We start from the raw sequence: 16233 nt of genomic DNA, 5'->3' as shown, positions 1-16233 counted from the left end.
CGGCGCTTTTTTATTGGGCGCGATCTGCAGCGTTCGAGGCGCGATGCGCCCTCAGCTATGGCTCTCGACGAAGTCGCTGAGATAATCGGGCAGCTCTATGCCATAGATGTCGCAGCGTGCTTTTATCGCGCCGGCGACGTCGGTCGAGATGTCCTTCATCCAGTGTTCGAGCGTGTTGAACGAGATCACCTTGACGGGATCGTTGAAGCAGCCGGCGACGAACTCGCCGATCGTGGCTTCGAGATCGCTGCGCTCGATGCGGATTTCAGTCGCTATGTCGAGACGGTCGACGACGACGAAGAGGGTTTGGTCCGCGCCATAGGGCACGACGGGAGATGCAACGCCAGCTTCAAGCATGTGAGGCGCTCACGGTTTGACTTCCGATCTCCAATAACGGGAAAAACCGGAAGAAGGTTCCTACGCACGTGCTTGTGAAGGCCGTCAGAGAAATTCCCGCCAGCGTGATAGCTCGATGACGTGTTCGGGTGAGAGAACGGCGGTAACCAGCGGTGGCTGCGGCGCGGTGCGGATCTCATAGAGATGTCGGGTCGCCGCCGGCTTCTGCATGAAGGCCGAGATACATTCGTCGAGCGTGCCTTCGCTCACCTGGTAGGGCTCGCGGTCCGGGCGGCGCTGGTTGGCTAGCGACGGCCATTTATGCAGCGCCGCAAGCGCGCCGAAATCGACTTTTGACTCCGCAACAACGTCCCCCATCGTCCCGCCTCACGCAAGAAGAACCCCAGCGCGCGGACTTGCGCGCCGGGGCCTACACCTATCGCTGCATCTCAATGCCACGACTACCTAACGCAGCAGCCGTGCAAAGGTTCCCCGCCGATCCGTTGCAGCTCAGCTCGCAGCCGCCGCGATCTTGTGCCCCGGGCTCGTGTGACCGTGGCTGCGCTCGTCACTGCTGCTGACCTCCGGCGGAAGTCCGGCGAACCGCCGCAAGGCTTCGGCCATCTGCCCGCGGCCCGGCGCGCCCGTGATCACCACGTCGACCATCGTGAAGGACGAGTGGAAATGGCCGCGCGCCTTGAGTTGCTCAACCGGGACGCCGGCAGCCTGCATCGCCTCGGCATAGGCGATGCCCTCGTCGCGCAGCGGATCGAACTCGCAGGTGACGACGAAGGCCGGCGGCAAGCCTTCGACCTTGCCGCGCAGCGGCGAGACGCGCGGATCGGTGCGGTCCGCCGGCGAGCAATAGAGGTCCCAGAACCAGTTCATCAGCGAGCGCGTCAGGAAATAGGCGGTCGCATTGTCGTTGTAGGAGGGGCGATCGAAGCTGCAGTCGGTGACCGGGCAGATCAGCAACTGGCCCGCAATCTCGGGCCCGCCGCGGTCGCGCGCGAGCTGGCAGGTGACGGCGGCGATGTTGCCACCGGCGCTCCAGCCGGCGACCAGCACCGGGCCCGGTCTGCCGCCGAGCTCGGCGGCGTGCTCGGCGATCCAGCGCGTGGCCGCATAGCCGTCTTCGGCCGCAGCCGGGAAGCGATGCTCGGGCGCGTGGCGATAGCCGACGCTGACGAACATCATGCCCGTCCTGCGCGCCATGTCGCGGCAGAACGGCTCGTCCGACTGCTCGTCGCCGAGCACCCAGCCGCCGCCGTGGAAATAGACCACGACCGGATGCGGTCCTGCTGTTGCGGGCTTGTAGACACGATAGGGCAGCGGACCATCGGCACCGGGCAGGGTGCCGTCGACGATCTCGCCGATCGGCCGTCCGGCGGGACGGCTCTTGTTGAACTCGTTGACGAAGGCGCGCGCCCCTCCCGCGCCCATCGACTCGATCGGCGGCAGGTTGAGCGTTGCCAGCAGGTTCAGCACCAGCCGTACGTCCGGCTGCAGGCGCACCACCTCGCCGTCATTGCATTGCGCGGTGCCATCGGGGCCGGTGAGCCTGAAGCCGAACATGCCGCGGCTGACCACCTCGTCGCAGATGCTGCGATAGGGGCCGACGCCGCCGGTATAGGGCATCAGGCCCTGCACCTTGCCGGGCACGTTGGCGCCCGTGTACCAGGTGTTGGCGAGCCGGTGCAGCGTCAGCATCGAGCAGTCGGCCATGTGCCGGCCCCAGGCGGCCTGCGCCGTCTCGGTCGGCTCCATCGTGGTGAAGCCGGCATCGCGTAGCGCTTTGAGGCGGTCGACGACCCAGTCGACATGCTGCTCGATCGACACCGCCATGTTCGACAGCACCGACGGGCTGCCGGGCCCGGTGATCATGAAGAAGTTCGGGAAGCCTTCCACCGTGAGCCCGAGATAGGTCTGCGGCCCCTGCGCCCAGACGTCGGTGAGCGACTTGCCGCCGCGCCCGCTGATCGGATGCACGGCGCGGATCGCGCCGGTCATGGCGTCGAAGCCGGTCGCGAACACGATGACGTCGACGTCGAAACTGCGGCCGTTCGTGAAGATGCCGCTCGCCGTGATCGCCTTGATCGGCTCCTGGCGCAGATTGACCAGCGTGACGTTCGGCCGGTTGTAGGTGGCGTAGTAATTGGTGTCGAGACAGGGACGCTTGGCGCCGAAGGGATGATCGTGCGGCGTGAGCGCCGCGGCGGTCTCGGGATCTTTGACGGCGGCGCGGATCTTCTCGCGGATCAGGTCCTGGACGATCTTGTTGCCGTCGACATCGACCGCCTGGTCGGCCCAGAGCTGCGTCAGGATGTGGACGAGGTCGCCGGCGGCCCAGGCCCGTTCGAACCGCTCGCGACGCTCGGCATCGCTCAACTGCCAGCTCACGACCGTCTGCTGCGGATAGGGCACGCCGGCCATCGATTGGCGCGCCTGCTCGCGATAGGCCGCGCGGTCGCCTTGCAGAAGGCTCATGCGGTCGTCCGGCGCCGGGCCGTTGTGTGCAGGCAGCGCAAAATTCGGCGTGCGCTGGAACACGGTGAGATGCGCGGCCTGCTCGGCGATCAGCGGGATCGACTGGATCGCCGAGGAGCCCGTGCCGATCACGGCGACGCGTTTGCCCGCGAGATTGACGCCGTCATGCGGCCAGCGCCCGGTGAAATAGACCTCGCCCTTGAAATCCTTGACGCCGTCGATCTCCGGCGGCTTGGGCGCGGAGAGGCAGCCTGTGGCCATGATGTAATGGCGGCAGGAGACCGGCGCGCCGTTGTCGGTGGTGAGCTGCCAGCGCTCGGCGGCCTCGTCCCATCTGGCTTCGGTGACCTTGGTCTTGAAGCGGATGTCGCGGCGCAGATCGTAGCGGTCGGCGACGAAGCCGAGATAGCGCAGGATCTCGGGCTGGGTCGCGTATTTCTCCGACCAGGTCCAGGCCGCCTCGAGGTCGGGATCGAAGGTGTAGCTGTAGTCGATGGTCTGGATATCGCAGCGCGCGCCGGGATACCGGTTCCAGTACCAGGTTCCCCCGACATCGCCGGCTTCTTCGAGGGCGACTGCCGAGAGGCCTGCCTTGCGCAGGCGATGGAGAAGATAAAGACCGGCAAACCCGGCGCCGACCACGGCGACGTCGACCTGCTCTGCTGTTCCACTTGCCGCTTTGGACTCACGCGCAGCAACCATAGCTTCAGGCATGGCATTTCCTCCCGTGCGTTTTGTTTTGCCGGCAGGCTAGTCCTGCAGGCTCGGCTTGTCATCAGACCAAGTGCAATCCTCGGTAGTCGTTTGCGGCTTCACGGTGGCGGCGCGAACGTTGCTCCACTGCACGCATCGCGATGCACAATGGCCGTGATTGTCCGGGCTAATCATGCCTGATCCCTCTGTGTATGCTTGCGGTTACAAGCCACGCGTGCCGGCCGGGCGTCATGACAGAGTTGAGTGAGCGGACCAAAGCCAACATGGACGTCGTCCTGGAAGAGACGTGCCGTCAATTGCCGCATGGCGGCGATCATGACAGCCGCAGGTTCATCGCCGAGCGCCTGATCGAGGCGGCGCAGTCGGGACACTCCACCCTCGGTGAACTCGGCATCATCGCGCGGCGGGCACTGGCGGAGATCATTGCGAAGGGCGGTTAGCTGCGATCCGTGAGGCTTGCCTCGGCGGTGTGCGCGGACATAACTTTGCAGGAAATCTCGCGCATCGAGATCCCAAGATGCGGTCCCTGCTTGCGCTCGTTACGGCTTCCGGATTCCTTTGCCTCGCTGACCCGGCCGCAGCCCAGCCGGTCGGGCAGTTTCCGTTCGCGCTGACGCGCGAGGGCCAGATGCTCGGCGGCGTCGAAGGCGAGGTGGCCTTCTTCAAGGGACTGGCTTATGCGGCCCCGCCGGTCGGGCCGCTGCGCTGGCGTCCGCCGGAGGTCACGCCTGAAAGCTCGGAGATGCGTACGGCCTATGAGTACGGTGCACCGTGCCTTCAACCGTCGCTCTCCGGGGCGCGCGAGGATTGCCTCACGCTCAACGTGTTTCGTCCGTTCGGCGTCGACGGCCCGCTGCCGGTGATGGTGTTCATCCATGACGGCGCCTTTGTCAGCGGCACCGCCAACGATCCGCTGTTCGATGGCGCGAGGCTCGCGCAGGCCGGCCTCATCGTGGTCACCGTGAACTATCGCCTCGGTGTGTTTGGCTGGCTCACCCATTCCGCGCTGTCGGAAGGCGGCTCCGGAAATTACGGACTGATGGACCAGATCGCGGCGCTGCGTTGGGTGCACGACAACATCGCGGCGTTCGGTGGCGATGCCGGCAACGTCACGCTGTTCGGCAGTGGCGCGGGTGCGACATCGATCGCGTTGTTGATGCTGTGCGGCGAGGCGCGTGACCTGTTTCAGAAAGCCATCCTGCAATCGCTGCCCGGCCGCGTGCGCTTGCGCTCCCGGCAGGAGGCAGAGGCCTTCGGCCTGCAATTGGTCGCGACGCTCGGACAGGATGGCACCGATCCGCGCGGAAGCGCGCCGGCGCGGCTGCTCGCGGCCGAAAGCAAGCTGCTCGCAAAATCTCCGCACGGCTTCGCGCCCGCGATCGATGGAAGCCTCGTGACGGAGGACATTGCCGCAGGCTTTGCGGCGGGACATGAAGGGCGGATTCCCCTGATCATCGGCTCCAACGATGACGAGACGGGTTTCGACAGCGAGCCCGAGATCGCTGAGGCGCTTACATCGTCAGGCGCGACACCCGAGCAGCTGCGCAAGCTCTATCCCGACCTAGCCAGGCCTTCGGACCTTGCCGCACGTGTCTACACCGACAAGGTCTTCTCCGAGCCGGTGAGGCTGCTGGCGCGCCTGCATGCCGCGACCGGCGCGCCGACCTATCGCTATCGCTTCGCCTATGTGCCGGAGGCGCGGCGAACCAATCCCGAGGGCGGTCACGGACGCGAGCTGCAATTCATCTTCGGCGCGGAAGGCGTGCCCGGTGCGGGCATCCTGTCGCGGCGCGACCGCGAGGTCGCAAGCCGCGTGCGCGGCTACTGGATCAATTTTGCCAAAAACGGCGATCCCAACGGCCCGGACCTGCCGCGTTGGGACGCGGCCGCAGACCGCGACCGCCTGCTGCTGATCGCGAATGATCGCATTGCGAGCGGAGACGATCCCTTCGCGGGTCGCCTCGACCGGCTCGCAGATGAGAGCAAGAAATGAGTTGGAGTTAAGCCGCGAGCTCGACGCGCGGCGCCGGGCTTAGCCGGTTTTCCTCGAGATAGTCCATCGCGCCGTCCTTCTCGACGGCATAGAACTGCTGGCCCTCGCGCGACTTGAAGGCGGCGCGAACGACGCCGCGGCGGCCCTTGTCACTGTTGACGACGTCCCCCAGCGAAAACTTCCTCATCTCACGTCCTCGTCTTCTGGCCGACTCCTTCGGCCACGGCGGGGATTTTGGAAGGGAAATCGTTAACGACTTGCTAACCATACGGGTTTGCCTATGCTCGCCGCCGGTCGCGTGGGACCGCCACGCGCGTATGTTGTCTTTGAGCCGAGCCCTTACCCATGACGCGATTTCCGACCCTCTTCCTGTCGCATGGCGGCGGCCCCTGGCCGTTCATGGAGGACCGGCGGGTGCAATATGCCAGGACCGCCGAGGAGTTCGGCCGGCTGCCGCAGCTTCTCCCTGACAGGCCGAAGGCCGTGCTCGTCATCACCGGGCATTGGGAGGCGGACGCCTTCACCGTGTCGACCTCGGCGCATCCGCCGATGGTCTACGACTATTACGGTTTCCCGGAGCATACCTATCGCCTCAAATATCCCGCGCCGGGCAAGCCCGAGCTTGCAGCTGAGGTGAGGGCGCTGCTCAAGCACGCGGGCCTCGATTGCCGCGAGGATCCCAATCAGGGTTTCGACCACGGCACGTTCGTCCCGCTCGGCCTGATGTATCCGAACGCCGACATGCCGATCGTGCTCTTGTCGCTGAAGTCGAGCTACGATGCGGCCGAGCACATCAAGGTCGGGGAGGCGATCGCATCGCTGCGCGACGAGGGCATTTTGATCGTCGGCAGCGGGCTCACCTATCACAACATGCGCGGCTTCAACCGGCCGGAGTCCAAGCCCGTCTCGTACGATTTCGAGGCCTATCTGAACGAGGCGATCAGCAATCCCGATGCGGCGCGCCGCAACGCGATGCTGGTCGATTGGGAGAACGCGCCGAGCGCACGCCTTGCGCATCCCCGCGAGGACCATCTGCTGCCGCTGATGGTGGCAGCCGGCGCCGCCGGCAAGGATATAGGCAAGCGCGTCTTCGTCGACGAGGTCGCGAACGTCGCGATGGCGTCATATGTGTTTGGATGAATAGTAGGGTGGATTAGCGCAGCGTAATCCACCATCGGGCGGCAATGAAGGTGGTGGATTACGCCCACGCACTGCGCTTTGCGCAGCCCGTGGGCTAATCCACCCTACGCATCCTAACCGTATCGCAGCTTCATCACCAGAATGCCGCCGGCGAGCAGCATGGTGACGGCGTTCGAGGCGATCAGCGGGCCATCGCCCGAGAGCAGGCCGTAGATGAGCCAGAGCGCCAGGCCCAGCACCATGACCAGGAACATGCCGAGCGAGATGTCGCCGGTGGAGCGGGTCTTCCACACCTTGATGGCTTGCGGCGCGTAGGCCACGGTGGTGCAGGTGGCGGCGGCAAAGCCGATCAGCTTGATCAATAGCGGGTCCATGCGCGCTCTATAGCATGGATTCGACGTCATGCCTCAAGCGCGGGCCGCCACGAGATCGCGATACAGCGCGGCATAGTCGCCGGCGCGGTTGCGCCAGGAGACGCCGGTCGCAAGGCCGCTTCGCTGCAGCCGCCGCCAGGTCGTCTTGTCGTGGAAGACGGTGTTGGCCTTGCGCAGCGTGCCGGCGAAGGCATCCGCCGTCACCGGGCCGAACTTGAAGCCGGTCGCATCGCGTCCCGATCTGTCGGCTTCGCCGATATCGACGATGGTATCCTCGAGGCCGCCGACGCGTGACACGATCGGCACCGCGCCATAGCGCAGCGCGCAGAGCTGGGTCAGGCCGCACGGCTCGAACCGCGACGGCACCAGAAGCGCGTCCGAGCCGGCCTGGATCAGATGCGCCAAAATCTCGTCATAGCCGATCACGACGCCGATCCGGCCGGGATTGGCGCGGGCGGCGGCCTGATAGCGGTCCTGGAGATCGCGGTCGCCGCTGCCGAGCAGCGCGAGCTGCATGCCTTCACGCAAGATGGTCGGAATGGCCTCGAGCAGGAGATCGAGCCCCTTCTGCCAGGACAGGCGGCTGATGACGCCGAGCAGCGGCGCTTCGTCCGAGGAATCGAGATTGAACTGCTGCTGCAGCACCGCCTTGTTCGCCGCGCGGAACGTCAGGTCCTCCGCGCCGAAGCGATAGGCGATGTGCGGATCGGTTTGCGGATTCCACACCTCGGTGTCGATGCCGTTGAGGATGCCGCTCAATGCGCCCGCGCGTGCGCGCAACAGGCCGCCGAGCCCCATGCCGCCTTCGTCGCTCTGGATTTCATGGGCGTAGGTCGGCGACACCGTGGTGATGCGATCGGCGAATTGCAGGCCGGCCTTGAGGAAGCTGATGCCGCCGAAATATTCGAGGCCGTTGACGTCGAAGGAGCTCCACGGCAGGCCGATCGCGCCGATCAGCTCGCGCGCGAACTTGCCCTGATAGGCCATGTTGTGGATGGTCATCACGGTGCCGGGCCGCGGGCGGTTGTCATAGTGGAGGTAGGCCGGCGCGAGCCCGGCCTGCCAGTCATGGGCATGCACGACATCAGGCAGGAACGCCGGCACGAGGCCATAGCCGATATCGGCCGCGACGCGCGACAGCGCCGCAAAGCGCACGCCGTTGTCCGGCCAGTCGACGCCCTCGGCGGTGACGTAAGGGTTGCCCGGCCGCGCGTAGAGATGCGGCACGTCGAGCACGAACAGGTCGAGCCCGTCATGGGAGCCGGCGAGCAGCCGGCCCGGTCCGCCGAAATAATCCGGCCAGCGCCGGACTTCCTCTGCGCTCGCAAGCAGCCGCATCACGCCGGGATAGCCCGGCATCAAGGTGCGCATCTCGACGCCATGCGCCTTCAGCGCAAGCGGCAGCGCACCGGCGACATCCGCGAGGCCGCCGGTCTTGACGATGGGGTAGACTTCAGAGGCGACCGCGAGGACGCGAACAGGCGTCATGTATTGAGCCTGTCGATCATCGGCTGGGTGATCAGCGAGATGCCCTGCTCGGTGGTGCGGAAGCGCTTGGCATCGATCTCGGGATCCTCACCGACGACGAGACCCTCGGGAATCTCGACGCCGCGGTCGATCACGACATTCTTCAGTCGCGCGCCGCGCCCGACATTGACATAAGGCATGATCACGGCGTTCTCGACATTGGCGTAGGAGTTGATGCGCACGCCGGTGAACAGCAGCGAGCGGCGCAGCGAGGCGCCGGAGATGATGCAGCCGCCGGAGACCAGCGAGCTCACGGCCTGGCCGCGCCGGCTCTCCTCGTCATGGACGAATTTCGCCGGCGGGGTGATCTCCGCATAGGACCAGATCGGCCAGGCGCGGTCGAACAGGTCGAGCTCCGGTACCACGTCGGTGAGGTCGATATTGGCGGCCCAATAGGCGTCGACCGTGCCGACGTCGCGCCAGTAGGCGCGCTCATCGCTGCCGGAGCGGACGCATGACGTCGAGAACTGGTGCGCGATGGCGCGGCCGTTCTTGACGATGTAGGGAATGATGTCCTTGCCGAAATCGTGGTTCGAGTTCGGGTCTTCCGCGTCGCGCTTGAGTTGGTCGAACAGGAATTTCGAGTCGAACACGTAGATGCCCATGCTGGCGAGCGAGACGTTCGGCTTGCCCGGCATCGGCGGCGGATCTTTGGGCTTTTCCAGGAACTGCTGGATCCAGCCGTTCTCGTCGATGTGCATGATGCCGAAGCCCGAGGATTCCGCGCGCGGCATTTCCAGGCAGCCGACGGTAACGTCGGCGCCGCTGTCGACGTGCTGGCGCAGCATCACCTCGTAATCCATCTTGTAGATGTGGTCGCCGGCCAGCACGACGATGAAGCGGGCATTGTGCGATTCGATGATGTCGATGTTCTGGTAGATCGCATCCGCCGTGCCGACATACCACATGTTCTCGGAGACGCGCTGGCTCGCGGGCAGGATGTCGAAGCTCTCGTTGCGCTCGGGGCGGAAGAAATTCCAGCCCATCTGGAGATGCCGGATCAGGCTGTGCGCCTTGTACTGGGTGGCGACCGCGATGCGGCGGATGCCGGAATTCACCGCATTCGACAGCGCGAAATCGATGATGCGGGACTTGCCGCCGAAATAGACCGCGGGCTTGGCGCGCCGATCGGTCAGCTCCAGCAGCCGGCTGCCGCGTCCACCAGCCAGGACGAACGCCAGCGCCTGACGCGCGAGCGGCTCATTACCCACGGCACTCATGCAATCCTCCCCACACCTCTGGCGCGTCGCGGGATGCGTCCCGGCCGCGCACCATTGGAACCGATAGTAACGGTACGAATAGTAAATCAGGAAGATGGTTGTTGGTTGCGAACGCGCGGGAAGCTTAATGCTTTGCCGTGGTCGCCGGGACCCGGCGCCGTCGCATCGGTGTCATATCGTCGCGATCCCGCTTGACCATAATTGAGGCATGCACCGGCTCTCTTGTGCGCCGCACGCAAAATCGAGGCTTTGACTTGGCGCAACGTTGCCCGATCATGGGCCTGCGATCCTTTTCCAAGCGAAACGTCAGACAGGGAGCAAGACGATGAGGATCTGGACAACGGCAATTGTCTGTTCACTGGCGGGCGCGGTCATGGCCGGCCAAATCGGCCAAGCCGCAGCAGCCCCGCTGCCGACCAATGTCGCGGCCATGAAAGCGGCCGTCGGCGATGATGTCACGCAGGTCTATTGGCGCGGCCGCGGCTGGGGTGGCGGCTGGGGCTTTGGTATCGGCGCCCTCGCGGCCGGCGCGATCATCGGCGGCGCCATCGCCAGCAGCGCGCCCTACGGCTACGGCTATTATGGCGGCGGACCGTATTATGGCGGCTATGGATATCCGGGCTACGGCTATGGTTACGCGCCGGCCTATTACGGCGGCTACGGCTATGGACCGAGCTACGGCTATGGCGGCTACTACGCGCGTCCCCGCTATTATGGCTATCGGGTCTATCGTCCGTATTATGGCCCTCGCTACGGCTACTACCGGCCCTATTACCGCGGATATTGGTGAGCGCCTCGCGGAGCTAAAGCGAGAGCCACACGATCAAGCTCATGCAGGTGAAATGCGCGAGCACGATCGCGGCGAGATGCAGCGGGCCGGCCCTGAGGCGAGGCCTGCGCATCCCGCCGCTCCGCGCTAGTTCGATCCGGCCGCCGCAGCGGTGAAGCTGCGGTCGACGGCTTTGCTGACGTCGAGCGTCTTCGGCAGGATGCCGTAGCGCGTCGAGCGGTCCGAGGCGGCCTGGATTTCCTTCACCACGTTCTCATCGATCACGATCGGGCTGGTGCGCTGGGCGGTGTAGGCCGACAGCAGCACGTCCTCCGGCAGTTTTGTCAGGTCGGCCGTGCTCTTAGCGTATTCGGCAACATGATCGAGCGACCAGAGTCGCGCCTTGTTCAGCCGCTGCACCAGGTCCTGCACCGCCGCGCGCTTGGTGGCGATGGCGTTGTCGGAGGCGACGATGAAGGTGATGGTCGGCGTCAGGCCTTCGCCGTCGGCGATCACGCGCGCCTTGTCCTTCAAGGTTGCGAACGAGACATAGGGCTCCCACACCGCCCAGGCGTCGATCGAGCCGGCGACCAGCGCGATCTTGGCATCGACCGGGCCGAGCGGCGCGAAGGTCGCATCCTCGAGCTTGATCTGCGCCTTCTCCAGCGTCGCGTCGATCAGGAACTGGCCCCAGCCGCCGCGCGTGCCGGCGAGACGCTTGCCCTTGAGGTCGGCGGCCGATTTGATCGGCGAATCCTGGCGCACGAGGATCGCCTGCGTCTTCGCATCGGAGCGCGTGCCGCCGATCGCCTTGATCGGCGCGCCCGCCGCATAGACCGAGAGGAAGGAGAGATCGCCGGTATAGCCGACATCGAGGGCGCCGGCGTTGAGCGCTTCGAGGATCGGCGCGGCCGCAGGGAATTCCGACCATTCGATCTTGTAGGGCAGGTCCTTCGCATAGCCGGAGATCTCCAGCAGCGAGCGGTTGCCGCCTTTCTGGTCGCCGACGCGCAGCACGACGGTGTCGGCGGCGAGCGATGCTGCCGCTGTCGACAGGGTGATGGCGGCGGCCAGCAGCGAGGTAGCGAGCCGGCGCGTGATGGAATTGTCGTTGGAGTTGATGCTCATTGGATCCGTCTTGTTGCGTCGCTCACGATGCGTGAGCGGACGATGCAGCGAGACGATCAAGTCTATGAGTGCGCGATCCGCAGTCAATGAAATGGCCAACCGTATTGCGTGCGCGATCGGCAAGGACGTTTCAACGAAGTGCTGCTTTCGAGAACGTGCAACGTGCACGGCGGAAGATGCACGCGGATGAAGCAAGCGGCGGAGTCGCGGTGCGCTTTGCAAGGCGATGCGGCAGCGAAAATCCTTTCATCGTTCCCGCACGTGCCGATGGAGAGAATGACTTCGCTTCGCGTCACATTCGAAATTCCATTTCATTGACGATGCCGCGAACGCGCCGCATGATTTGCGCATCGCATCAAAGCCGCGTGTGAAGCGACGGCGAAGAATATTCTCCCAACGCATCTCCGTGCGGAACATGCGCAACGCAATGTGCTGCGCGAACGGCGGAGCTGTGCCAACTCAGGAGCGGGGCTGATGGACAACGACAACAAGCGCGGCGGATCGAGCCTCGACCGGCGTCATTTGCTGCAGGCGGGGTTGGCCGCGGCGTTCGCCGCGCCGCTGGGTGCCTTCGGTGCAGCGCAGGCGTTTGCGCCACAGGCGATCGCGCCCGGTGTCGATCTCTCGCAATTCCCGCTGTGCCGCACGGCCTCCGACGCGCCCGCGCTCACGGGCGCGCCGCGCAAACTGAAACTGTCGTGGAATGCCGGCGCGGTCTGCCTCGCGCCGGTGCCAGTGGCCATCGAGCACGGCTTCTTCCAGAAGCACAATCTCGACATCGAGCTCATCAACTATTCCGGCTCAACCGACCAGCTGCTCGAGGCGATCGCGACGGGTAAGAGCGATGCCGGGCTCGGCATGGCGCTGCGCTGGCTGAAGCCACTGGAGCAGGGTTTTGACGTCAAGATCGCAGCCGGTACCCATGGCGGCTGCATGCGCGTCCTCACTCGGACTGATTCCGGCGTGAACAAGCTCGCCGATCTCAAGGGCAAGATCGTCGCGGTCGGCGATCTCGGCGGCCCCGACAAGAACTTCTTCTCCGTCCAGCTCGCCAAGCTCGGGATCGACCCGAACAAGGATGTCGACTGGCGCGCCTATCCCGGCAACCTGCTCAACGTCGCCGTGGAGAAGGGCGAGGTCCAGGCCTTCCTGTCGTCCGATCCGCTCGGCTATCTCTGGCTCAAGGACAGCCAGTACAAGGAAGTCGCCTCCAACCTCGACGGCGAATATCGCGACAAGAGCTGCTGCATCCTCGGCCTGCGCGGCAGCCTGGTGCGCGAGGAGCCGCAGGTCGCGCGCGCCCTCACGCAGGCGCTGCTCGATGCTGCGATGTTCACCGCGCAGAACCCGGCCGTGACGGCAAAGTCGTTCCAGCCTTACGCGCCGAAGACGGCATCGCTCGCCGATATCGAGGGCATGGTGCGCTACCACACCCATCATCACCATCCCGTGGGTGAAGTGCTCAAGCGCGAGCTCAAGGCTTACGCCGACGACCTGAAGACCGTGCAGGTCTTCAAGCAGAGCACCGATACCGCCAAATTCGCGGAGCGCATCTATGTCGACGTATTCGCTGTCTGACGGCCTTGCCTCCGGCGCGCCGCGCTCCTCGCGCGCGCCGCTGCTGGCGAGCTGGCTCCGGGACTCCGGCGTCGGCGTGCTCGCCAGCATCGCCTGGATCGCCTTCGGCCTGTCCTGCCTGTGGTGGGAGGATGTCGGCGACTGGTCGCGCACGCACTCGCTCGGCATCGCCGCCTTCATCATCGCGGCCGTCGCGCTGTTCGGAACCGTCGGGGCCGATTATCTCGGCTCGGCAGGGAAGGCCTTGCACAAGCGCGCGCCCTGGCTGGTCGCGCTCGGTGCCTTCCTGACGGTGTGGGAAGTTGCGACCGCGAAATTCGCCTGGCTGCCGCTGCCGTTCTTTCCGCCGCCGCAATCGATCATCGAGGTCTATACCGACGATCTGCCAAAACTGCTCGACAGCGTGTTCGCCTCGGTCAAGCTGCAGCTCGGCGGCTATCTGATCGGCGCGACGGTCGGCTTTTTGACTGGTGTCTCGATCGGCTGGTCGCGCGCGGTCGGCTATTGGGTGCATCCGGTGCTGCGCTTCATCGGCCCGCTGCCGGCGACGGCCTGGCTGCCGATCGCCTTCTTCACATTCCCGTCGAGCTGGAGCGCCTCGACCTTCCTGATCGCGCTGGCGACCGGCTTTCCCGTGACCGTGCTGACCTGGTCGGGTGTCGCGAGCGTCAGCAACGCCTATTACGACGTCGCGCGCACTCTCGGCGCAAAACCGTCCTTCCTGGTGCTGAAGGTCGCAATCCCGGCCGCGCTGCCGCACGTCTTCGTCGGCCTGTTCATGGGGCTCGGCTCGTCCTTTGCCGTGCTCGTCGTCGCCGAGATGATCGGCGTCAAGGCCGGGCTCGGCTGGTACCTGCAATGGGCCCAAGGCTGGGCCGCCTACGCCAACATGTACGCGGCGCTGATCGTGATGTCGTTGCTCTGCTCCGGCGCGATCACGCTGCTGTTTTCGATCCGGGATCGATTGCTGGTCTGGCAGAAGGGGACCGTCAAATGGTAGCCGCAGCTCTTGCCGAAGCCGCGAGGCATCCCGCCGCCGGCGCCGCGCTCGACATCGAGCAGGTCAGCCACGCCTTCGATATCGACGGCACCGAACTGCCGGTGCTGAGCGACGTCAGCATCTCGGTCGAACCCGGCGAATTTGTCGCGCTGCTTGGCCCGTCCGGCTGCGGCAAGTCGACCCTGCTGCGGCTCGTTGCCGGGCTCGACAAGCCCAAGGCGGGCAGGCTGCGGGAGGATGAGGAGCGCATCAGAAATCCGCATCCCTCGCGCGTCGTCGTGTTCCAGGATCCGACCCTATTTCCCTGGCGGTCGGTCTGGGACAACGTCGCCCTGGGCCTTGAGGCGCAGGGCATTTTGAAGAGCCAGCGTCACCGCGTCGACGCCGCGCTCGATCTCGTTGGGCTTGCCTCGTTCCGCAATGCCTATCCGCACCAGCTCTCCGGCGGCATGGCGCAGCGCGTCGCGCTGGCGCGGGCGCTGGTCAACGATCCCAAGATCCTGATCCTCGACGAGCCGCTGGGAAAACTGGATTCGCTGACCCGCATCACGATGCAGGCCGAGCTGGTCTCGCTCTGGCAGCGCAAGGGGTTTACGACGCTCCTGGTCACGCATGACGCCGAGGAAGCGCTCGTGCTCGCCAACCGCGTCATCGTGTTCAGCGATCGTCCGGCGCGGGTGAAGGCCGACATCCGCGTCGACCGTCCCTATCCGCGCCATCGCGGCGATCCGTATCTCGCCGATCTGCGCCGCCAGATCCTCGGCCTCCTGGGATTAGATGCCACATGGTGACTTCTGTAGCCAAAGGGCGCACGGCCCATAGCGAACCCGACTACATCGCTCGCGCCGAGGCGCTGGCCGAAACCTTCGCCACGCGCGCGGCCGAGCACGACCGCACCGGCAGCTTTCCTTTCGAGAATTTTCGCGAACTCTCGGAAGCTGGCCTGCTGTCGTTGACGGTACCGGCCGCCTTCGGCGGGGCCGGCGCCGGCGCGAGATACGCCGCACGCGTGCTCGGCATCGTCGGCAAGGCCTGCTCGTCGACCGCACTGGTGCTGTCGATGCACTACATCAACCATCTGGTGATGGCGCGAAGCCCGACTTGGCCGGTGCGACTGTCGCGCAAGCTCGCCCATGAGACTGTCGAAGGTCTTGCGCTGATCAATGCGCTCCGCGTTGAGCCGGAGCTCGGCTCGCCCGCGCGTGGCGGCCTGCCGGCGACGATCGCGCGGCGCACGGAGACCGGCTGGCGCCTCTCAGGCCACAAGGTCTATTCGACGGGCTCGCCGATCCTGAAATGGTATCTGGTCTGGGCGCGCACCGACGAGGCCGAGCCGCGCGTCGGCCAGTTCCTGGTGCCGGCGGGGCTGCCGGGCACGCGCATCGTCGAGACCTGGGATCATCATGGCCTGCGCGCCAGCGGCAGCCACGATGTCATCTTCGACGACGTCGTGATCCCGCTCGACGCCGAAGTCGACGTGCGCGCGCCCCAGGATTGGCGCGCGCCCGATCCGGCGCAGGCGACCGTCCACACCATCTTCGTCGCTGCGATCTATGACGGCATCGCCCGCGCGGCGCGGGACTGGCTGGTGACTTTCCTGAAGACGCGGGTGCCGGGCAGTCTGGGGGCGCCGCTTGCGACCTTGGCCCGCGCCCAGGAGATACTGGGCGGCATCGAGGCTAAGCTCGCAGTCAACGCACGTTTGATCGACAGTTTCGCCTCTGATTTCGACAACGGCTTGCAGCTGAGCGCGATCGAGTCCAACATCGTCAAGCTCACGGTGACCAATAACGCCGTGGCCGCAGTGGAGGACGCCTTGTTGCTGACCAGCAATCACGGTCTGTCGCGCAAAAATCCGCTGGAGCGGCATTACCGCGACGTGCTCTGCGGCCGCGTCCACACCCCCCAGGACGACTCTACGAAAATCTCCGCCGGGCGCGCAGCGCTGGGCGTCTGACCCATCACTT

Annotated in this window: 16 protein-coding genes; 8 read left to right on the top strand and 8 right to left on the bottom strand. The window is 65.5% G+C overall.

Annotated elements, in window-relative coordinates:
* Window positions 1-51: 51 nt before the first annotated feature.
* The 3 genes from XH79_RS39790 to XH79_RS39780 all read right to left on the bottom strand — a co-directional run bounded on the left by XH79_RS39790 (window position 52) and on the right by XH79_RS39780 (window position 3537).
* The gene (locus XH79_RS39790; protein WP_018640807.1) at window positions 52-357 is read right to left on the bottom strand and encodes a hypothetical protein; all 306 of its coding nucleotides are present in this window, start codon (window positions 355-357) and stop codon (window positions 52-54) included.
* 84 nt (window positions 358-441) lie between these two features.
* Window positions 442-714: a hypothetical protein gene (locus XH79_RS39785; RefSeq protein WP_018640806.1), complete on the bottom strand. Its 273-nt coding sequence runs from the start codon at window positions 712-714 to the stop codon at window positions 442-444.
* Between the two features lie 132 nt (window positions 715-846).
* Entirely contained in the window at window positions 847-3537 is a 2691-nt protein-coding gene (locus tag XH79_RS39780; protein WP_271585228.1) for a flavin-containing monooxygenase, read from the bottom strand.
* A 191-nt stretch (window positions 3538-3728) separates the two neighbouring features.
* Here XH79_RS39780 and XH79_RS39775 point away from each other — a divergent pair, with 191 nt between their 5' ends.
* Window positions 3729-3977 carry a hypothetical protein gene (locus XH79_RS39775; protein ID WP_212339463.1) on the top strand — a complete coding sequence of 83 codons (249 nt, stop codon included), beginning with the start codon at window positions 3729-3731 and terminating at the stop codon, window positions 3975-3977.
* Between the two features lie 77 nt (window positions 3978-4054).
* Complete coding sequence (locus XH79_RS39770) at window positions 4055-5530, top strand: carboxylesterase/lipase family protein (RefSeq protein ID WP_271585227.1); 1476 nt, start codon at window positions 4055-4057, stop codon at window positions 5528-5530.
* A 7-nt stretch (window positions 5531-5537) separates the two neighbouring features.
* Here the strand turns inward: XH79_RS39770 and XH79_RS39765 are convergent, their stop codons facing one another.
* Window positions 5538-5717 (bottom strand): hypothetical protein, encoded by a 180-nt coding sequence (locus XH79_RS39765; protein WP_271585226.1) that lies wholly within the window; start codon window positions 5715-5717, stop codon window positions 5538-5540.
* 158 nt (window positions 5718-5875) lie between these two features.
* Here XH79_RS39765 and XH79_RS39760 point away from each other — a divergent pair, with 158 nt between their 5' ends.
* Entirely contained in the window at window positions 5876-6670 is a 795-nt protein-coding gene (locus XH79_RS39760; RefSeq protein ID WP_271585225.1) for a DODA-type extradiol aromatic ring-opening family dioxygenase, read from the top strand.
* Window positions 6671-6783: 113 nt separating this feature from the next.
* Here the strand turns inward: XH79_RS39760 and XH79_RS39755 are convergent, their stop codons facing one another.
* The 3 genes from XH79_RS39755 to glgC are packed head-to-tail and all read right to left on the bottom strand — an operon-like array spanning window position 6784 to window position 9791.
* Window positions 6784-7044 carry a SemiSWEET transporter gene (locus tag XH79_RS39755; RefSeq protein WP_018640800.1) on the bottom strand — a complete coding sequence of 87 codons (261 nt, stop codon included), beginning with the start codon at window positions 7042-7044 and terminating at the stop codon, window positions 6784-6786.
* 33 nt (window positions 7045-7077) lie between these two features.
* A complete protein-coding gene (gene glgA, locus XH79_RS39750) occupies window positions 7078-8532 on the bottom strand; it encodes a glycogen synthase GlgA (protein WP_271585224.1) in 1455 nt (484 codons plus the stop codon).
* A complete protein-coding gene (glgC, locus tag XH79_RS39745) occupies window positions 8529-9791 on the bottom strand; it encodes a glucose-1-phosphate adenylyltransferase (protein ID WP_271585223.1) in 1263 nt (420 codons plus the stop codon). Before glgC ends, glgA begins: the two co-directional genes overlap by 4 nt.
* Window positions 9792-10116: 325 nt before the next feature.
* On the opposite strand from glgC, the gene XH79_RS39740 reads away from it, so the two are divergent.
* Window positions 10117-10581, top strand: coding sequence for a hypothetical protein (locus tag XH79_RS39740; protein ID WP_212339451.1), 465 nt, complete (start codon window positions 10117-10119; stop codon window positions 10579-10581).
* Between the two features lie 126 nt (window positions 10582-10707).
* Here the strand turns inward: XH79_RS39740 and XH79_RS39735 are convergent, their stop codons facing one another.
* Window positions 10708-11688 carry an ABC transporter substrate-binding protein gene (locus XH79_RS39735; protein WP_271585222.1) on the bottom strand — a complete coding sequence of 327 codons (981 nt, stop codon included), beginning with the start codon at window positions 11686-11688 and terminating at the stop codon, window positions 10708-10710.
* A 474-nt stretch (window positions 11689-12162) separates the two neighbouring features.
* Between XH79_RS39735 and XH79_RS39730 the strand changes: the two genes are divergently transcribed.
* Genes XH79_RS39730 through XH79_RS39715 form a run of 4 tightly spaced genes read left to right on the top strand, consistent with a single transcriptional unit; the run spans window position 12163 to window position 16223 of the window.
* A complete protein-coding gene (locus XH79_RS39730; protein ID WP_271585221.1) occupies window positions 12163-13266 on the top strand; it encodes an ABC transporter substrate-binding protein in 1104 nt (367 codons plus the stop codon).
* Window positions 13244-14266, top strand: coding sequence for an ABC transporter permease (locus XH79_RS39725; RefSeq protein WP_271585220.1), 1023 nt, complete (start codon window positions 13244-13246; stop codon window positions 14264-14266). The genes XH79_RS39730 and XH79_RS39725 overlap by 23 nt, the downstream gene beginning before the upstream one ends.
* Window positions 14260-15057: an ABC transporter ATP-binding protein gene (locus XH79_RS39720; protein ID WP_271585219.1), complete on the top strand. Its 798-nt coding sequence runs from the start codon at window positions 14260-14262 to the stop codon at window positions 15055-15057. The genes XH79_RS39725 and XH79_RS39720 overlap by 7 nt, the downstream gene beginning before the upstream one ends.
* The gene (locus XH79_RS39715) at window positions 15051-16223 is read left to right on the top strand and encodes an acyl-CoA dehydrogenase family protein (protein ID WP_271585218.1); all 1173 of its coding nucleotides are present in this window, start codon (window positions 15051-15053) and stop codon (window positions 16221-16223) included. Before XH79_RS39720 ends, XH79_RS39715 begins: the two co-directional genes overlap by 7 nt.
* Window positions 16224-16233 lie beyond the last annotated feature (10 nt).

The sequence above is a fragment of the Bradyrhizobium sp. CCBAU 45389 genome, assembly GCF_028128625.1.
Taxonomy (GTDB): domain Bacteria; phylum Pseudomonadota; class Alphaproteobacteria; order Rhizobiales; family Xanthobacteraceae; genus Bradyrhizobium; species Bradyrhizobium liaoningense_B.
This window is presented reverse-complemented; position numbering and strand designations above follow the sequence as displayed.